Annotated in this window: 27 protein-coding genes; all 27 read right to left on the bottom strand. The window is 71.8% G+C overall.

Going from position 1 to position 17,029, the window contains the following annotated elements; all coding sequences use genetic code 11:
* Positions 1–18 precede the first annotated feature (18 nt).
* Positions 19–492 carry a DUF3145 family protein gene (locus tag BI06_RS00395; RefSeq protein WP_043463550.1) on the bottom strand — a complete coding sequence of 158 codons (474 nt, stop codon included), beginning with the start codon at positions 490–492 and terminating at the stop codon, positions 19–21.
* A 94-nt stretch (positions 493–586) separates the two neighbouring features.
* On the bottom strand, positions 587–829 hold the full coding sequence (locus BI06_RS00390) for a hypothetical protein (RefSeq protein ID WP_043463547.1): 243 nt from the start codon (positions 827–829) through the stop codon (positions 587–589).
* 83 nt (positions 830–912) lie between these two features.
* Positions 913–1,176, bottom strand: coding sequence for a hypothetical protein (locus tag BI06_RS00385; RefSeq protein WP_043463544.1), 264 nt, complete (start codon positions 1,174–1,176; stop codon positions 913–915).
* 67 nt (positions 1,177–1,243) lie between these two features.
* Positions 1,244–2,005 carry a hypothetical protein gene (locus tag BI06_RS00380; protein ID WP_043463541.1) on the bottom strand — a complete coding sequence of 254 codons (762 nt, stop codon included), beginning with the start codon at positions 2,003–2,005 and terminating at the stop codon, positions 1,244–1,246.
* Positions 2,006–2,073: 68 nt separating this feature from the next.
* Positions 2,074–2,742 carry a hypothetical protein gene (locus tag BI06_RS00375; RefSeq protein ID WP_149030196.1) on the bottom strand — a complete coding sequence of 223 codons (669 nt, stop codon included), beginning with the start codon at positions 2,740–2,742 and terminating at the stop codon, positions 2,074–2,076.
* A 246-nt stretch (positions 2,743–2,988) separates the two neighbouring features.
* Positions 2,989–3,408 carry a hypothetical protein gene (locus BI06_RS00370; RefSeq protein ID WP_051740037.1) on the bottom strand — a complete coding sequence of 140 codons (420 nt, stop codon included), beginning with the start codon at positions 3,406–3,408 and terminating at the stop codon, positions 2,989–2,991.
* A gap of 81 nt (positions 3,409–3,489) precedes the next feature.
* Positions 3,490–4,305 carry a hypothetical protein gene (locus tag BI06_RS00365; RefSeq protein WP_043463537.1) on the bottom strand — a complete coding sequence of 272 codons (816 nt, stop codon included), beginning with the start codon at positions 4,303–4,305 and terminating at the stop codon, positions 3,490–3,492.
* A 125-nt stretch (positions 4,306–4,430) separates the two neighbouring features.
* A complete protein-coding gene (locus tag BI06_RS00360) occupies positions 4,431–5,450 on the bottom strand; it encodes a PH domain-containing protein (RefSeq protein ID WP_233289970.1) in 1,020 nt (339 codons plus the stop codon).
* A 32-nt stretch (positions 5,451–5,482) separates the two neighbouring features.
* A complete protein-coding gene (locus BI06_RS53035) occupies positions 5,483–5,713 on the bottom strand; it encodes a hypothetical protein (RefSeq protein ID WP_043463531.1) in 231 nt (76 codons plus the stop codon).
* 89 nt (positions 5,714–5,802) lie between these two features.
* The gene (locus BI06_RS00350; RefSeq protein ID WP_051740036.1) at positions 5,803–6,219 is read right to left on the bottom strand and encodes a PH domain-containing protein; all 417 of its coding nucleotides are present in this window, start codon (positions 6,217–6,219) and stop codon (positions 5,803–5,805) included.
* Positions 6,219–6,746, bottom strand: coding sequence for a hypothetical protein (locus tag BI06_RS00345; protein ID WP_043463530.1), 528 nt, complete (start codon positions 6,744–6,746; stop codon positions 6,219–6,221). Before BI06_RS00345 ends, BI06_RS00350 begins: the two co-directional genes overlap by 1 nt.
* Before the next feature lie 157 nt (positions 6,747–6,903).
* Positions 6,904–7,353, bottom strand: a complete 450-nt coding sequence (locus BI06_RS00340; protein ID WP_043463528.1) for a hypothetical protein — start codon at positions 7,351–7,353, stop codon at positions 6,904–6,906.
* Between the two features lie 151 nt (positions 7,354–7,504).
* Positions 7,505–7,765: a hypothetical protein gene (locus tag BI06_RS00335; RefSeq protein WP_043463527.1), complete on the bottom strand. Its 261-nt coding sequence runs from the start codon at positions 7,763–7,765 to the stop codon at positions 7,505–7,507.
* 66 nt (positions 7,766–7,831) lie between these two features.
* Complete coding sequence (locus tag BI06_RS00330; RefSeq protein WP_043463525.1) at positions 7,832–8,290, bottom strand: hypothetical protein; 459 nt, start codon at positions 8,288–8,290, stop codon at positions 7,832–7,834.
* A 50-nt stretch (positions 8,291–8,340) separates the two neighbouring features.
* The gene (locus BI06_RS00325; protein WP_149030195.1) at positions 8,341–8,808 is read right to left on the bottom strand and encodes a hypothetical protein; all 468 of its coding nucleotides are present in this window, start codon (positions 8,806–8,808) and stop codon (positions 8,341–8,343) included.
* A gap of 209 nt (positions 8,809–9,017) precedes the next feature.
* Complete coding sequence (locus tag BI06_RS00320; RefSeq protein ID WP_043463520.1) at positions 9,018–9,341, bottom strand: hypothetical protein; 324 nt, start codon at positions 9,339–9,341, stop codon at positions 9,018–9,020.
* Positions 9,338–9,607, bottom strand: coding sequence for a hypothetical protein (locus BI06_RS00315; protein WP_043463517.1), 270 nt, complete (start codon positions 9,605–9,607; stop codon positions 9,338–9,340). The genes BI06_RS00320 and BI06_RS00315 overlap by 4 nt, the downstream gene beginning before the upstream one ends.
* A gap of 170 nt (positions 9,608–9,777) precedes the next feature.
* Positions 9,778–10,137, bottom strand: a complete 360-nt coding sequence (locus BI06_RS00310; protein ID WP_043463513.1) for a hypothetical protein — start codon at positions 10,135–10,137, stop codon at positions 9,778–9,780.
* Positions 10,138–10,239: 102 nt separating this feature from the next.
* Entirely contained in the window at positions 10,240–10,695 is a 456-nt protein-coding gene (locus tag BI06_RS00305; RefSeq protein ID WP_043463510.1) for a DUF6248 family natural product biosynthesis protein, read from the bottom strand.
* Complete coding sequence (locus BI06_RS00300) at positions 10,692–11,396, bottom strand: hypothetical protein (protein ID WP_043463507.1); 705 nt, start codon at positions 11,394–11,396, stop codon at positions 10,692–10,694. Before BI06_RS00300 ends, BI06_RS00305 begins: the two co-directional genes overlap by 4 nt.
* Before the next feature lie 86 nt (positions 11,397–11,482).
* Positions 11,483–12,190, bottom strand: coding sequence for a hypothetical protein (locus tag BI06_RS00295; RefSeq protein WP_043463503.1), 708 nt, complete (start codon positions 12,188–12,190; stop codon positions 11,483–11,485).
* A gap of 77 nt (positions 12,191–12,267) precedes the next feature.
* Positions 12,268–13,488 (bottom strand): hypothetical protein, encoded by a 1,221-nt coding sequence (locus BI06_RS00290; protein ID WP_043463500.1) that lies wholly within the window; start codon positions 13,486–13,488, stop codon positions 12,268–12,270.
* A gap of 212 nt (positions 13,489–13,700) precedes the next feature.
* The gene (locus BI06_RS00285) at positions 13,701–14,708 is read right to left on the bottom strand and encodes a hypothetical protein (protein WP_043463497.1); all 1,008 of its coding nucleotides are present in this window, start codon (positions 14,706–14,708) and stop codon (positions 13,701–13,703) included.
* Complete coding sequence (locus tag BI06_RS00280; protein WP_055731092.1) at positions 14,705–15,019, bottom strand: hypothetical protein; 315 nt, start codon at positions 15,017–15,019, stop codon at positions 14,705–14,707. Before BI06_RS00280 ends, BI06_RS00285 begins: the two co-directional genes overlap by 4 nt.
* A gap of 185 nt (positions 15,020–15,204) precedes the next feature.
* Positions 15,205–15,894: a hypothetical protein gene (locus BI06_RS00275; RefSeq protein ID WP_233289960.1), complete on the bottom strand. Its 690-nt coding sequence runs from the start codon at positions 15,892–15,894 to the stop codon at positions 15,205–15,207.
* Between the two features lie 129 nt (positions 15,895–16,023).
* Positions 16,024–16,512, bottom strand: coding sequence for a hypothetical protein (locus BI06_RS00270; RefSeq protein ID WP_043463491.1), 489 nt, complete (start codon positions 16,510–16,512; stop codon positions 16,024–16,026).
* Positions 16,513–16,623: 111 nt separating this feature from the next.
* Positions 16,624–16,989, bottom strand: a complete 366-nt coding sequence (locus BI06_RS00265) for a hypothetical protein (protein ID WP_043463487.1) — start codon at positions 16,987–16,989, stop codon at positions 16,624–16,626.
* Positions 16,990–17,029: the final 40 nt, after the last annotated feature.

Genomic DNA, 17,029 nt, shown 5'->3' with positions numbered 1-17,029 from the left:
GCCCGTTCGGCTCCCGGGTTACCACCGGCGCTCGAATGCCGCGAGCTGCGCGAGAACCGCGGTGCCGAGGTGCTTGCGTCCCTCGGTGGCCAGCCACATCTCGACGGTGAGCCCAGCCGGGGCCGCGCCGAGGATCTCCCGCACCTCCCGTACCGGGATGAGGAGTTCGCCGGCTTCGTTGCAGGCCCCCTCGTGAGTTCCGGTCCCGGGAACGTGACCGACGTAGTGCCCGTCGGCAGTAGGCGGGTACGGGTCCTGCCAGAGCTCGAAGACGGCGCTGGGCGCGGAGCGCTGCAGTTCGGCGGCGAGAGCGTCCGAGCTGCCGAGCAGCGCTTCGAGGTGCATGTAGCGGATGCCGAGCGCGAGGCTGCCCGCGGCCTGGGCCGGGGCGTCGGTGTTGAGTTTGTGGTCGGCCAGGATCTCCAGGATGGCGGGGTGGTCGGCCGGTTCGGCCTGGTGCACCCAGCACTGGAGCGGCGAGCGGTCGCCCATGGGTTGCTCCTTGCGAGAGGGTAGGCGCCGGCTGTGGTGCGGGCCGGCCGGGGTAGGGGTGTGCGCGGGTTCGGTGAGGTGGTGGCGCCCGGGGCTAGACCTGCTGGCCGTTGACGTGGACGGTGACGACGATCCCGCTGATGCCGGTCCGTGAGGTGCCGGCCAGGGCGAGGGCGCGGGCCAGCGCGTCGGGCTGCTGCTCGGTGGGGCGGAACTCGTCCGTCCAACGGGCGTCGCCGGAGGGGTAGCCCAGGTCCCGGTCGTCGTTGGTCGAGGTGTGCATCCGTACGTAGCCGGCGTCACCCGTGATCGTGACGTTCATCCAGGCGTTGCTCATGAAAGCCCTTTCGAGCGGGAGTTGATCGGGTTGGTAGAGCGCAGACGGGGGCGACCCACAGAAGCCGCCGGCGGGCGGCGCGGCTACCGCCCCCTGCGGCGACGGCGCGGGAGCTGCTCGTCCCGCCTGCCTTCGTTGCTGAGGAGGCCCATGTACCGGAGCCGGTTCTTCTCGTCCCACCACTGGAGGTCCGCACGGGCCTTGGCGGCTGCTTCACGGGCCCGGCGGGCCCTCGCCCGCCGGTGCGCGCGGACCAGGCTGATGGTGAGGAGGACCGCTTGCGCGGTCACCGTGCTCCAGATCGGAATGCTGCGCATGAAGTCGCTGATCGTGTCGGCGGTGGACATCTGGTGTTCCTCGGGGTCGGCGGGGGTGGCCCGCCCCGTGTCGGGGCGGGCCTGCGGCGCGTGTGTGTCAGGGGGCGATGACCTTGAGCGCGTCGCGGTCGGGCTCGGTGCGGATGCCGTCGGCGAGCAGCAGAGCGGCGACCTGGTCGCGCAGACCGTTGGCCCACGGCTGGCCCGGAGCGCGGTCCGCGAGCTGTTCCTCCCAGGTGGCCGACCACCAGAACACGCTGACTGTGCCACCGCCCACGTGGACGTCGACGCCCGAGGCGACCGGGGACCGGCGCGACGCGACGGCAACGGCGGGGTCTGCCTGCCGGAGAACGACGCGTACCCGCTCGCCGAGGGCGGCAACCTCTTCCATCCGCCGCCGGTTGCCGTCCATGAACTGCTCCAGCTCGGCGACGGTCACCGGGTGGTAGGTGCTGGTGCCGCCGCCCCGGTAGCGCAGCGTCAGCGCACCGTCCGGGCGGAGTTCGACGTGGTCACGGCCGAGTGCGAACACACGGCGGCGCAGATCGACCCGGTCGAGGGCGATCCGGTTGCCTTCGGTGCCCGGCGTGGTGCTTGGGGCGCTGATGTAGTGGTCGTGGCCGACGGCCTCGGCCGCGAGGCGGGCGTCCGCCATGCGTGCGGACAGCCGCTCTTCGGAGGGGGACTCGCCGTGGGCGGCGAGCTCTTCGAGGGCGGCCAGGACGGCAGCCGGGCCCCCCGGCCCAGTTGTCTTCCGAATCTCCCAGTAGCGACTGTCCAGGGACTCCGGTATCGACGAGTCACTGTCGAGGAGGCTCAGAACCAGGGTGTCCGACGGGGTGGAGGAGGGCGTCGTCATAGGTGTGCTCCGTGTCAGAGGCGGACCTTTCAAGTAATAAGTTACAGCATCTATAGGTGTTGTGCAATCTATGAATGGGTGCGGGGGCAGGCCCCGCGGTCTGCGGGCGCGCCCGTGCCGAAGAGGTCGGCGAGCGCGGCCAGGAGCGCGACGGCGTCCGGGGGCAGGGCGGCGTTGCGTACCCGGACGGCGCGCAACGGCTTCACGCCCTCCAAGCTCAGTCCGACGGATCCGTTGTCGCCGTGGTGCACGCGGTACTGGTCCGCCGGCACGTACCAGGCGTCCCAGGTCTCGTGGGCGTGCCCGGCCCGGTCGGGGTCGGCGGCCGGCTGCTTCCAGGTACCGCCGGTGGTGTCGTCCTGGACGGTCCGCAGGTTGAGGGAGGTGCGGCGGTAGTGGTCGGAGCCGCCGTTGAGGGTGGGGCAGGCGCGGCGGCTGTAGGCGTAGCAGCCAAGATGCAGAGCGGGTTCGACGGTGTGGCCGTTGGCGATGTCGGCGGACCGCAGCAGGTAGACGCTGAGGTGCTCCAGTGCCTGGCCGCAGACCTGGCAGAGCCGGCCGGTCACCGCGGCGGCCTGGCGGGCGCTGTCGAGTGCGCCGAAGGCGGCGGTCACGCCGTGCTCGGTGCCGGGCAGGCCGAGGAACAGCCGGGGCGAGGTCTGGACGGTGGTCCAGGGGATCACGCGCCCGCCTGCACGGGGCTGGCGGACGCAACGCATGGGTACGGGGATGCTCATCGTGTTTCCTTCGGGTGGGCTGGGGTTCGTGGGCGCGGGGCGGCTGGGGCTCAGCCGTCGGGCTCGACGATCTGGCCGTCCGCGTGTCGGTCGTGAGTGAGTGATCCGCCCTGGCATCCGGCGGGGACCGGGCGGATGAAGGCGCACGGAGCCAGGTGCGATCCGCCGGGGCGAGCAAGGAGAGCAACTCGCCGGTGTTCTGTGGACGGCGGGGCGGATGGTGACGGCCCGGGCGGCGGGCGGCGCTCAGGGGGTGGGCAGGGCTGCCACGGTGTCGCCGAGGCTGGTGCGGCGGGCGAGGAGGCGCTCGCCAGTGGGGTTGCTGGTCTCGACGAGCCCGAGCGCGGCGAGGCTGTGGATGGTCTGCCAGTGGGTCCTGCCGTTGAGCGTGCCGTCGTCGCTGACGCCCACGGTGAGGGCGGTGAGCTGCGGCGGCGTGAGGGCGGCCCGGCGGCCTTCCGGTGTGATGGTCAGCAGGCCGCCGAACAGTGCGCGGGGGTCGCTGGGTTCGAGGCGGTATCCGTCGCCGTCCTCTGCGTAGGCGAGACCGGCCTCCAGCAGCACGCCGCGGCCGTGGCGGCGGATGCCGGCCGGGAGCCGTCCCTGCGGGTCGGTGCTGGCGCGGCGGAGGTGGGCGAGCAGGGCGGACGGGAGCTCGGTGGGCATGTGGTTCCTCGGATGCTCGGGAGCGGAGGTTGCTTCGGGTGGGGGCACCGGCGGCATGGACCGCCGGTGCCCCGGCTGTGGTCAGGCGGTGGAGTTGATCTCATGGAAGGGGAAGGCGAGCGGCATGACCGTGGCGGCGGGGTCGATTCCGGCGCGCTCGGCCCCAAAGTGCCGACGTGCGGCCGCGTACGCCTCGGCGGCGCTGTCGGCGGTGAGGGTGTAGGAGCTGATCGCCTCGGTGTACTGCGCGGTGTAGAAGTCGGCGAAGAGGTCGTCGTCCCAGTCGTGCACGATCTCGGGCAGGACGCCCAGCAGGACCATGCGCCAGCCGTAGTCGGCGAAGGTGACGCACCAGCGCTCCGGCCCGGTGACGGGGTAGGCGGTGCGGCGCATCTGGCGCAGCTGCTCGGCCGTCTGCGACGAGTTCCTGTCGTCGAGCTCGCTCCACACCCAGGAGTTGCTGCCGATGTGGAACAGGCCGTCGCTGTCGGCCTCCAGTACCTTGGCGACCGTCGAGGCGCTGGCAGGGGTCTGTGCGGCCGAGCGGATCTCGACGCGGTCCCCCACGACGTGCACGCTCTGCCACGAGCTGGGGTCGTCCAACTGGGAGGCTGCGCGCTGGGTGTCGGCGGCGATGGCGCGGGCCGTCTCCAGGGTGAAGCGCGGACAGGCGAAGCCCTTCCAGGTCAGTTCGCTGGTCTGGGCGGGGTAGGGGCCGAGATCGTCGAGGTGGACGAGGTTGGGCAGCCAGGTCAGGCGGGTGTCGGTCAGAGTGGGCTCCTCGCTCGGGCGGACCGGCGTTCGGTCCTCGGGCCCGGGGCCGCTCTCAGCGGAGGGCGGTCCCCGGGCCTTGGCGCCCGGCGAGGCTGCGGAAGGAGGGGAGCGACTGCATGACATATAAGTTACAGCAGCTGTGGATGTTGTGCAACCTGGATGGCTGGCCTGACGCTCCTCCCCCTCCTGCACCCGGTGAACCCGCACTGCCTCCGCCGGCCGGAAGCGCGGCCCGGAGACTCGGAGGCTCACCCGCGGGCCACTGCGGTGGGCCCGCGGCGGCTCTCGGCCCGCAGCGCCTCGGCCAGCTGCGCCGCCTCGCCAGCGTCACGGTGGCGGGCCACGGGGTGGGGCCCGCCGGAGGCTGCGATGTCGACCGAGGCCAGCCCCCACCGCCGCTGCCAGGGGCCCTGCTCCACCGCGACCTGCTGGACCTTGGCTGTCGGCCATACGTGCACCACGCTGCGCAGGAACAACCCCCGGCGGACGGCGGCGTATCCGGGGAGTACGACGGCTGACAGCACGCGGCTGCGCGCCGTCACCCACCGCGCCCGCTGCGGGGCGGGGGCCCGGGTCCGGACGGCCTCCACCGCCGTCGCGCCCCACAGGCGCTCCACGAGGTCCTCGGCCTGGTGGCGGGTGGCCACCGGGGCGAGCGTGGTCAGTCCGGCCTGGCCGGGGAGCGCCACCGAGACGGTGACCCAGTCACGCCGACGCCAGAGCACGGGCTGGGTGATGAGCACCGCCTGGATCCGCTCGTGCCGCAGCGTGGTGTGCTGGCGCTCCAACATCCCGTGGTCGATCCGGTAGCCGCCCTGCAGTGCCGTCACGGTCCAGCCGTACAAGGCCGGCCAGCGTCCGGCCGTCATCCGCCAGACCCAGCCGAGCGAGCCGGCGAGCGACAGCAGCGCGAGAGGCTCCCCGAGGAGGAGGTAGGGGACGAAGCCCAGGGCCACGGCCTTCAGCACGCGGGTCATGGTGCGGGCGTCCAGGAGGATCGCCTGGGCGAGCATGCGGCCGGGCACCGACAGGAGCTCTCCCGTAAACGCCGGCCGCGAGACCTGCTGGCCGGCGGGCGCCGCCATGTGGCGCCGGATCTCCGCCCGCAGCAGCTGGGCCTGCTCGGCGCCGAGGTAGGCGAGGCGGGCGCTGGATCCGGCGACGGACACCCGCAGAGTACAGACGCCGATGAGCCGCCCGATCAGGGGCCAGTGGATGTCCACCTCCTGGATGTGGCCGAGCTCGAACCGCCGGCGGCTGCGGAACAGGATGCCGGCGTGGACGTCGAGTGCACGGGCGGTCAGACGCCACGTGGCGCGGCACCAGGAGGGAAGCCGTAGCCGGCCGCGAGCAGGGTGATGACGGCGGCGGCCAGGGCCAGGCTCCAGGCGGGGAGCTTGACGACCTCGTCGATCCAGGTGCTGGAGTCGCGGAAGAGGAAGGTGACCGCCCCGGTTGCCGCCGCCCAGGTGCGGCGCCACGGGGTGAAGGGGTGCAGCCGGCCCTGCAGCAGGACGGTTTCCTCGCTCACAGCGGCACCTGCCCCGCCCGGGATGCCTCGGCGAGCTGCGCCCTGATCGCCTCGGCCTGTTCGGCTCCGACGTGCTCGACCACCAGCGCTTAGTAGGAGCCGGTGGCCACGGTTACGGTGGCCAGCCCGAAGCGGCGCTGCAACGGGCCGGCGGAGACGGTGATGGTCTGGATCCGGCCGTACGCCAGGCTCTCGAGGTGGCGGCTCCACAGCCCTGTGCGGACCCACAGATCGGTGCCGGTGAGGCTGAACCCGGACCACCGCCATGCCACCTTCAGCCGGGCCCAGCGGATGGCGGCCCAGACGGCCACCGCCGCCCCGAGCGACCACCAGGGCCACCAGGGCACGGTCGGCGCGAGATGGGCCGTCAGCGTTCCGGCGATGCCGATCAGCAGACCGAGGCCGGCGGCCTGGAGAGCGGTCGAGGTGCGCTCCAGCCGGAGAGCAGCGCGCGGCCGGAGCGCAAAGCCCACGGTGGCCGGGGCGAAGAGAGCACCGGTGTCCATCAGGAGCGCCCCGGGTCGGCGGGGACGGGGACAGGAGCGGTCCCTGCGGCGAACACCCGGGCGCTGGCCTGGAGGGCGTCCACGGCGGCCCGCAGCCCAATGCCGTGGAGACGAAGGTCGGCGGTGCCGTCCGGGCGGACCCGGACGGTGTCCTCCCGGTCGTCGTAGGGGCTGGGCTCGCCGTACTCGTCCGGGTCCGCGTCGGCGAGCTGCTCGGTGTACTCGCCGCCGGTGGTGACGAGGCAGCTGAACCAGCCGGGCCGGCCGCCGTGGTCCACGAGCGCCTGGACGGCGGCGACGGGCATGCGCTCGGCGGTGAGAGTGGCCGCGATACCCCGCTCCAGCTGGATGGTGATCCGGCCACCGCCGGGGGCCGGGGCCAGGAGCGTAGCGGGTGCGGTGCCCGGAGCGGCGCCGGGCATGGCCGTGGCGAGCACGGCCAGGCCGGCCCGGTCCGTCTCCTCACGGCAGGCTTCCCAGGCTGCGATCAGGCCGGTCAGGGCCGGGTGGGCGGGGCAGGTGGTCATGTGCTGATCCTTCTGTGATTGGTGGTCTGCCGCCGTCCAACCCGCTGGCGCTGCGCCCCGGAGGTCGGCGGCGCCGCCGTTGAACGGGCGGGAGGGGCGGTACGAGGACGGGGCTGGGGGTTGTGGCCGCTCGTGGTGGCCTGCTCGGCGCCGGGAACTACACGGTCGGGGGCGTGAAGTCCTTGACCTGGCGGCTGGTGCCCTCGGAGCCCCAGAGCTCGACGTCGGCGGCGACCCGGCGGGTGGCCACGAACCATGAATCGGAGGGGATTTCGGGGTACGCGCGCTTTGCGGCCTCGATGACCAGCCGGGGGAGTCTGGACGGCTTCGCGGTGCAGATCTCGAAGGCCGGCCCCGCGATCTCCCGCTCCAGGGTGCGGTTCGGACGACGGATCTGGTAGCGCAGATTGACACGGTAGACCCGGACCGGGCGCGTGAACTCCGCTGCGTCGACGGGCGTGAACTGGATTTCCGCGCGCAGGACTTCGGTGCCGGGGTTCGAGGCGAGAAACGTGGTCAGCGCGCCCCGGTTCACGAAGGTCTTCAACCCCCACCGGGTGCGGATGGCGAAGATTTCGGTCGGAAGGGCGGCCGGAGAGTGGCTCATCGGAGTACGTCCCTGGGGAGCGGTGTGCGGAGGGAGGTGGGAGTCGGGCGCCGCCCGCTTCATCAAATAAGTTACAGCATCCATGGCGAGGGGGCAACTCCACGGATGTCGCGAACATGCGCCGGTGGCCGACCTGCTGCCCGCCGGCTGGCTACCAGGTGGTGGGCGTGTGTCCCCAGACGTCGTCGACGAGTTCGGCGTCCTCGCCGCGGATGAACTGCTCGTACGCGAGCTGGACGGCTTCCGTGTGCCTGTTGGCGGGGAACGTGCAGACCCAGTCGGCGCCGTCGTAGTCGGCGGCCCGCTCGACCAGGAAATCGAGCGCTGCCTGGTCTTCCTCGTCGAGCTGCTCCGACCCGGTGATGGTGAGCGTGCCGTCGGTGTCCCAGCGGCCGATGAGCGCTGTCAGCAAGGTTTGGTTCCTTGGGAGGCGCGGCCGGGGCGGTGTGCTCGCCCCGGCCGGGGGCGGGAGGTGGGTTCAGGGGTGGATGCGCTCGCCCTGATTGTCGATCTCGACGAGCAGGACGCGGGGGCGCGCGCGGTGCTCGACGTGGACGTAGGGCACGGGCTGGCCGTTGGGGTCCGTGCGCAGCCGCACGAGGACGCTCACGCCGTGAACCTGCATCTCGTAGACGTCGCCGGGGGTGCCGTCGCCGGGGTCGGCGTCGACCACGGTGATGCGGGCCGCGCGAATCTTGCGCTCGGTCGCCCGGGTGGCCCGGCGGGGCGTGGCGGGCATGGTGGAGGTGAAGACCATGAAGGCGGCGATGGCGAGGGTGGCGACGAGCGCACCCTGGCCCGGGGAGCCGGTGTCGGCCAGCCAGGCAAGTGCCAGTGCGGTTGCGGCGGCGGGGGCGCCGTAGCGCGCTGCCCAGCGGTGCCAGGGGTTGGGCTGCTGCGGGCGCCTGGCGGGAATCTGGCGGACGGGGCGGTTCATGAGATTCTCCGGGGCGAGGTTGGTGGCAGGTGTCGGCTGTGGGCGAAGGGTCAGGCGACGGGTGTCTCGGTGTCCTCCGTGAGGTCGACCTCGACGCGAGTGCCGTCCGGTGCCTCGACGGTGAAGACGCTGGCCGTGGTCCCCTGCCGCCTCTGGGCCGCCCATGCCTTTTCGGCGGCTTCCCGGTAGCTGTGGGCCTCGACGTCCATGAACCAGCTGACGGTGTAGGAGCGTGTGGGCTGGCTCGGGACCTTGATCAGCGTGATGATGAACTCCTGGAGCCCGATGTCCCGGTTGGTGTCGGCGAGTTCGATCAGCTCGTCGGCGATGGCGGAGCCGAAGTTGATCTCCACGGAACTGCCATCGAGCAGCGTCGCGGTCAGGGTGTCCTCGTAGGCGGGCCCCTCGGGGTAGCTGTGGTCGAGGGCGACGGCGAGGGTGGCGACCGGGGACGGGAGGGCGCGCTCCGCAAGGTCGGCGCGGACTGCGTTGATCAGGTCGACCATCTCGGGTATCACGGATTCTCCCTCGGCTCGTGTACTGGGTGGTGCCGGGGATCCCCATCGGCACATCTAATAAGTTACAGCATTCCTTTCGATTTGGCAATCACTACGCCCCTCTCGGGGCGGGGTCGAACGCCGGTGGCACCAGGGGACTCCTGGGGCATGGTGATAGACGCTGAGGGTCGGCTCGGCCCTGCGTATCCGCCGGCCCGCCCGGCGTGCGCTCACCAGCCGATCTCGGCGTCGGCGCGGCCGAGTTCGGTCAGGCACCAGCGGACGGTCCTCTCGTTCTGCTGGTGCCACACCTCCGCTTCCACGAGCGTCGCGGCGAAGGTGTCTGTGGTGATCGCCCCTCGCTCGTAGGAGTTCTCCGCGTACGTGGCGAGGGCATCGGCGGCCGCGCGGGAGAGTTTGAGCGCGCGCAGCGCCCATGCCTCGGTGGCCGCGCCGTGGTCGTCGGCGGCGGGAGGGGCGCTGATGTGGCACTTGAAGGCGGCGTCCGCCGCGTCGAGTTCTGTCCGCAGGGGGGCGGACTGCGCGGTGGTCACCAGGTGCCTCCGTCCTGCGGCGTGGCGTCGCCGGCCTCGAGTGCCGTCATCCGCTTCGCGTGGTCGTCGGAGGTGATGAGTCCGGCCTCGAGCTGCGCGTCGATCAGGTCGCGGATGGGCGGCAGGGCGTCGGCCCGGGCGGCGACGATGCGTTCCTCGTCGCCGCTGCGGCAGGCGAGCTGCCACATGGCTCGGCGGGCGACGGCCAGGCCGGCCAGGTCATGCAGCCGCAGTGCCGCCTGCGGGTCGGGGGCAGGGGTGGTCACGGGGGGTTCCGTTCTGGGGTGGGGTGGGGCGTGTCGGGGCTGGTGGATCGGGGGTGCCTTGCCTCGCGTTGTCCGCGGGTTCGATCGCCAGTGGCGGGCGGAATGCTGTCCCCGACGACTGAAGGTCCAGGTCGGGCCTGTCGGTGTTACCGGCAGGCCCGACCTGCCCGTCAGCGTCCGGTGACCATGGCGAGGGCGTCGAGCGCACGCAGGAGGAGGGCGGCCTGCCCCCGGTCGATGTTCTCCTCGTCGAACGGCACCGTCGTGGCGGTCCTCATCTCGGCTGACGCGCCGTCGAGGGAGGCGGTCAGTGCGCTGCGCACCTGGGCCGCGCTCTCGTTCCCCAGGGCGGAGATGACGACCTGGATCACGCCCTCCAGCGAGACCTCGTACTGGAGATCGTGGGTCGGCGAGGCGTCGATCGTCGCCCCCTCCCCGAGTGCGGCCGCCAGTTCCTCGGTCGTCATCTCGATGAACTCCAGCCCCTCGGCCGGGCTGCTGTACCCGAGGTCAAGTCCTTCAGTGCTCATCAGGATCCCCTTCGCGGGCTGGATGGATGTCCGTGGAGTGCGACCGGGGCGGCGGGCCGGGTGGGCGGCGCCGCATCCGCAATTAGCTATAAGTTACAGCGTCTATGGCTTTGGGGCAATGTCATCGTGGCTCTGCGGCTGGCATTCGCACGGACAGATCCACGAGCAGGCGCGCTGGCTGCCGGTCGTGACGACGAAGGCGAGGACGTGGCCTCTGCCGTCGGTCAGGGCGCCTGGGCCGGTGATTGGGCCGCTGCGGGTGGCGCAGGTGGAGTGCCGGCCGCTGGCGCAGTTCGAGCAGACGCCGCGCTCGCACTCGCACCAGCGGTAGTAGCCGTGGGGATAGGAGTCGTCGATGCGCCGCAGGTGCCGCGTCCAGGCATGGGCCCGCACCCAGGCGCCCTCCACGGCGCTCATGGGCGAGGGTGTGGCGGAGGGGATGGGCTCGCGGATGGCCAGGAACGCGGCGCCGACCATGCGCAGCAGGGGGACCGGCCGGCCGCTGCCGAGGGGCAGGTGCGGGCCTCGGCGGCGGGGTGTCAGGGCCTTGGTGTTCACCGCGGCCCGCCTTCCGTGCCGAGGCCCGGGATGTCGGAGCTCGTGGGCCCGGACCGTGCCGGGACGGCAAGGTACGCCTCGTCCGCTGCCCACCCGTCGGCCGGGACCAGGTCGGTGATCCGGTAGCCGCTGTGGGCGTCGAGCAGGAGAGGGGTGCGCAGAAGGCTGTCGAGTACGGCCCGGGCCTCCTTGTCGCCGGCGGCCCGCAGGTGGAGCACCGCGGTGGCCACCACCTTGAACGCGAACTCGCTGGTGGCCGGCTCGGCCGTCGTGTCGGCGGCCGGGCCGTGCCGCCTCACCAGGCGGTTGGTCTCACGGTCCAGGACCAGGTCGTGGAAGGCGTCACCGGCCAGGCGGTCGTACCTGCGCTGGTCGAAGGTCTTGAAATCGAGGTCATACCCCCGCTCGCGGACCAGCCGAGCGAAGCGTTCGTCGGTGCTCTCGGGGTACAGCAGCTTTCCGGGGGTGAGGTCTGCGGTGGCCAGGACGGTCCCGGCCCGGTGGTCGACCAACGTGCCGCCCCCGTTGAGGGTGAAGGTGAGGACGTTCAGCCAGCCGTCCTCGAGGTAGAGGTGCCAGGCGAAGCGCGAGGGTGTCTGGCCGACGGCGAGGGTGCGGTCGGGACCGGCGATCTCGGCGGCGCTGACGGTCGCCCGCCCCTGCGGCCTGGCCCGCAGAGCGGCGAGCTGTTCCTTGTTCATCGTTCGGGTGCTCCTGTTCGTGGGATCGGTCTTGGCCGGCCGTCTCCCGCCTCGGCGGCCTCGGCGGGAGACGACTCTGAGGTGGATCAGGTGCTGAGGTCGACGGCGACCAGCGCGCAGTGGGGGTCGAGGGCCGCGATGTACTCGTTCGTCCGGCGGTGGAACAGGTCGGAGGCGGCCGCCTCGGCCGTGGAGGGGATGTTGGCCGGGTCGGTACTCCAGCGCCCGTCGAGGTCGAGGAACGCCGACAGGCCGAAGCCGGTGACCGCCCGTGCCGCCGCGCGGGTGACCGCCTGCTGCTCGTCCGCGAGGGCGGTGACCGGGTCGGTGTAGGGGCGGAGCAGGCCCTCGGCCTGGGCGGCCGCGAGCTGGGGCTGGGCGGCGTGGGCCGCGCGCGCCAGATGGAGCGGGCATCCGGCGGGGTCGGCGCGGTGCATGGCCTCGAAGTGGGACAGCGGGAGAGCGCCGGGTGCGGCGGCGTCGATCTCGCGCCAGCGGGCGTGGGCGGCCAGGGCGCGGTCGACAGCCGCCCTGCGCATCGCTGCCAGGTCCAGGTCCTCGATCGCGCCGCCGGTCGCACGGTCCGAGCGCGGGTCCGGGCCGTGCAGGACACTGCGGGGCGAGGTACCGGGTGCCACCGCGAAGTGGTCCTGGAACCGGCCGCCGGTGCGCCAGGCCGACCAGCGGCCGGTCTCGTCCGCGTCCGCCATCGTGTCCATGGCCGTGTCAGCGGCGCCGTCGAGGTCGGCGGTCGCGGTGGGCGGCAGCGCCACGATGACGAGGATGTGGCCCATCGGTTGCTCCTTTGCTCAGTGGCCGGCTGGCGGCCTGGAAGGGAGCCGGTGCCCGAGGTACGGGCACCGGCGGGCATCTACAGCTGTGCTGCGGCGGTGCTCTCCGACGGCGGCGTGAGAGTGAAGACCGAGGGGACGCGCAGAGGCAGGTGCTTGGGGCCACGGATCGAGCCCGCGACGATCTGCTCGGCATGCCTGCAGCGCCGGGTCTCGGGGTCGGAGCCGTGGATGGCGGTGTTCCAGCACGCGTTGGGGCGCCGGTAGGGCGGCACGGGGTAGCGGTGGGTGTAGCGGGTGGGATTCTCGGCGTCGGCCTCGGCACGGTCGCGGGCGGCAGCCTCGGGAGAGGGGCGACGGTTGGGCCGAAGGCGGATCAGGCGCACCTTGTCGTGCTGCGGTGCGCGGCGCTTGCCACTGGGGCGCTTCAGGGGCACCGAGACGGTCTCGGTCTCGGTCCACCCATTGCGGCCCTCCTGCTGGACGAGCTGCCAGGCCGTGTACACCGCCTGGGTCCAGAGGTAGGGCGAGTCGGACGGGGCCTCGGGGAACGGCTCATCGAAGGGGAGGTAGACGGTGTCGATCCGGTTGAGCGGCGCGTGCTTCTTGGACAGCCGGACCTGCTCGCCAGCGGTGGTGACCTGGCCGGTATGGATCTCCGTGCCCAGCCGGGTGTCAGGCGCGAGGTACTCGAAGCCGAGACTCCGTGTGCTGTAGAAGGTGAGCCAGATGCCGAGCTTCTCGGGGAGGTTCTCGTACCGCTCCCGGCCCGACCGGTACACCCAGTTGACGATGGGATCGCTGTCCCGGTTGGTGGGCGACCAGATGCTCCAGGAGACCGCGACGGTCGGGACGTGGAGCACAGGCGACTCACCCGGCAGCGGGACGACGCCCTGCATCCCCTCGACCGTGACCCGGTGTGTGCCGAGCGGCGTGGCGAAGACCATGAAGCCCGCGGGCGAGGGCAGCCGGTCGACGCTGACGAACTCCTGGGGCCGCTTGGCTCCGACCGCCGCAGCCAGGACGGTCATGTCCTCGTCGGCGAAGTACAGGCGCGCGTCGTCGAGGCGCTGAGACTCCTCCTCGCAGAGAAGACGGGCGGCGGTCAGCGCACCCAAGCGCCCCGGAACGTAGGGGAGGTGACGCTCGGTCTCGCCCGCGGCCTTGTAAGAGATGTGACCGTGGACCTGCTTCTGGAGGAAGTAGCTCCGCAGCTGCGCGCGCCACATGGGGAGCCGGAGCGGATCCGGCGACCAGCGGGAGCCGACGGAGGGCATGGCGGGGTTGTCGATCGGGGGCATGCGTCCTCGCATGGAGTGAAGTGCTGGGAGTGCGGTGAGGCAGCGCCTCGAACCTTCACTTAATAAGTTACAGCATTGAATGTCGTTCAGCAATCCATATGGTGATGGGTGGGCTCCCACGGCGGTTCGGCCGGGCGGGCCGGCTGGGTCGTCCGCCTTCCTGCGGGGTCCGCCTGCGGTTCGGCAGCCGCGCGCCCCCGGGGCCGCCGGGCTCACGCGGACGTGGCGCCCTTGCTGCTGACGGTGGTGATGCGAACGGCGCGGCGCTCGTCGAGCGCCCGGCCCCGGGGGCCGTTGACGTGCTCCTTCACCAGTGCCCTGACCTTGGGGCACGTTCCACCGGCTTCGATGATGGCCCGGTGGTCGCGGGGGTTCGGGCAACGCCAGCTCCACCGTTCCTCGACCGGCCACCGCAAGGTCGCTTCCCCCCAGTGGTGACCGTCGCCGGTGGGGACGGGCATGCCGGTGCGGCGGGTCGCCGCCTCGCGGATCACGCGGACGGCCCGGAACTTGACCCGGCGCTTGCGGCCCTGCCCCGTCCGCTGGGCCACCGTCCGCTCGTCGTGCTCGAACACGGCCCGCAGATCCCAGAAGGCGAGGAGGAGGCCGACGATCACCGATGTGGGCGCAGCGCCCCAGCTCGGATGGTGCCCGAAGCTCTGGATCTTCGTACTGACCTGCGGTACGGCGATGACCATCGCGTTCGGGACGTACGGGGACTTGGGCTGGTGGTTCGGGCGCAGGAGCGGTGGCAGGGCAGCGGCCAGGCCCGCGGTGTCGGTCAGGGCCGTGATGGACAGCTGGAGTTCCTCGCCGGTGCCGGCCAGGTCCCAGGCGATGCCGTGGATGGGCAGATCGGAAAGGCCGGTGATAGGAACGGGGAGGTGGAGCAGGCCCACTGGCGCCGGGGCCTCGCTGGCTCCCTCCAGGAGGTAGCCGTCGGAGCTGGTGACCAGGTCGTGCTCCGCCATCGCGTCGGTGAGGGCTGGGGAGGCCACCCACACCTGCGCCCCGTCGAGGTTCCTGGACATCATGCTGGCCCAGCTCAAGTGGGCCTGCACGGCGTCCCGGTTGTCGCTGATGTCGTGGCCGGTGCGGCCGAACTGCATCGCCTGGACGTAGTCCATGGAGATCGGCAGGCCGCTGACCGGCTTGCCGAAGAAGTCGGCGAGGTGGGAGCGCATCTGCTCGGCGCCCGCCGCGCTGTCCTGAAGGTTCATTCGCTCTCCTGCGTAGTCTCGCCGGGACGGTGGGCGGGCTCGTCGATGACCAGCCGTCCGACGCGCACGGGGTTGAGGCCGTGGGTCTCGAACAGCTGCCTGAACAAGGCCGTGAGCATGTCGGCGTCGGTCTGTGTGGCCAAGGGCAGCGGGTGGCCGCAGTCGGCGCAGTTCAGCGAGACCTCGTCGGTCTGGATGTCATGGAGCTCCATGTGTCCCGGGTTCGGCGGCTCGGCGCCGAAGATGTCGATCCACGTCGTCGTGGCGAGCGATGCGGTGGTACTGCCGCAGCCGGGGCAGGGGTGGAGCATGAATGACCCTTCCAGGGGCATGGGAGTTTTCGGAGTGTGCGCGCCAGGGTGCTGCCGACGGCGCTGGAGTCCGGATGGAGTGGCGCGTGCGTACGGCGCTCGGGGTGGCGGCGACACTCACCATCAACAAATAAGTTACAGCATTGAATGCCTTTTGGGAACCCCATTTGATGGGTGGCCCTCAGTCAGGTGCGGGGCACTCGCGGCACCATGACGGCGAGAAAGTGCTCCCCGCCCGAGCGCTGGTAGAGCTGGGCGTCCCAACCGGCCGCGACGAGGACCGTCCGGCACTCCTCCAACCGAGCCGCCGCCTCGCACCTCGCCTCGAAGGCATCCGGGCCGCGCCAGCCGACCCTGACCTCGGCGGACTCCTGGCCGGCGGACACGCAGTAGCCCGACCACACCCGCCTGCGGCCATCGAAGCCCGAGGCGGGTATGCCCGCAGCTTCGAGAGCGAGCGCGACCGCCCGCTCCGGGCGCGCCAGCTCCCAGGGTGCGGGGGTACCGCCCTCCCCGTTCAAGCGCCGGACCTCCAACAGCCCGGCCCACGCCTGCACCACCTCGCGCCGGCGCTCCCCGGGCTCGGTCGGAAGTCCGGCCTGACCGTCGCCGGACGCCGGCCGGAACGCCCCGGGCTCCGTCGAGCCGTCCGCGCGGGCCGCATGGGTAGCCGCTGCGGCGAGGTCCGCTCGCACCGCACGACCTGCCGGTGTCAGGTAGACCGCGCCACGACGGCCGTGAGCGACCGCTAGGCAGGAGCCGATCAGCGCATCCAGCACTGAACGCGATCCCTTCACCTCACCGCTCCCGTCATCGGCCGCCAGCAGCGCCCGGCGCTGCGCCGCGTTGAGTGAGGGACGGTCCTGTGCGGTCATGTCGTCACGATAGAAGGGAACGAGGACCAGGCGCCCCGCCCGCAGCCGGTCTGTGCCCCCGACGCGGGCGCTGGCGGCGCGTCGTGGGTCGGGCGCCCGGGGACGCCGGCGAGGCGTAGGGGGGCCTCGTCATGCCGCGGCCGTCAGGTCGATGGAGGGGAGGTACTCGTACCGGTCGTCGACGTCGAGGTCGCGGGCCGCCTCGGGCAGCGAGCCGAAGGTGACTCCCGCGGCCTGGAGATCGCCCACGATGTGATCGAGGTTCAGCGGGTGGCACGGGTGCTTGCCCCAGGCGCGGGCCAGGTCCTCGGGCAGTGCGGGGAGCCGGTCGTCGAACTCGTGGACGGTCGTCCCGTCGGCGGTGACCGCCCGGTCCAACATGACGGTGTCGTTGCCGCGGACCTGCAGCACCACGTACCCGGCCTGAGGGAACAGGATGTGCAGGAGCGCAGTGAACTCCTTGGCGGCGGTTTCGGCCTCGCGGAGCAGCAGCTTCTGGAGGGCGAGCATCCGGGTGTAGCCGGCGGCCGGTGACCTCTCGTCGGCCTCGGTGGTCCTGATCTGGTCGACGGCGGGCACCGCACTGGGGTGGGCTGCGGGCGTGGGCTGCTGGGTCATGTTCGGTTCTCCAGGCGGGTTGCGGGGTGTTCTGGCAGGTGGGGAATGCCGGGTGGCCCTAGGAGGCGGTTCGGGGCCGGACTATGTCTGGGCCTGGTCCGGCCCCGCGGGTCAGAGCACGATGGCGATGAGGTCGTCTATCTGGAAGGACCAGCGGTCGGCCCGGTCGCCCGTGCCGAAGGCAGGCCAGACCCCGTCATTGGTCTCGTCGAGCCGCCTGGCGGCCACGCTGACCTCCTCGTTCGCTTCGCCGGTCAGCTCCACCTCGCGGCCGTCGCTGCTGTGGGCCGACCAGAAGGACAAGCCGTCCTCCTCGGCGTTCCACAGGACGACGCTGGACACGGTGGGATGAGAGGCCTGGATCACCTCTCCGATCAGCCGCAATGAGACGAGGGCGATCCGGTTGTTGAGCTCGTTCTTCTGATCGGCGAGCTCGTCGAGAAGCGCGCTGATCTGGTGGCTGGTCATCGCGGTCATGGCAGGGGCTGTCTTTCCAGTGGCGAGGGGGAGCTCGGCC

The sequence above is a fragment of the Kitasatospora sp. MBT66 genome (genome assembly GCF_000710405.2).
In the GTDB taxonomy this organism is placed as follows: domain Bacteria; phylum Actinomycetota; class Actinomycetes; order Streptomycetales; family Streptomycetaceae; genus Kitasatospora; species Kitasatospora purpeofusca.
The sequence above is the reverse complement of the archived record's forward strand: the minus strand, read 5'-3'. Positions and strand labels throughout refer to the sequence as shown.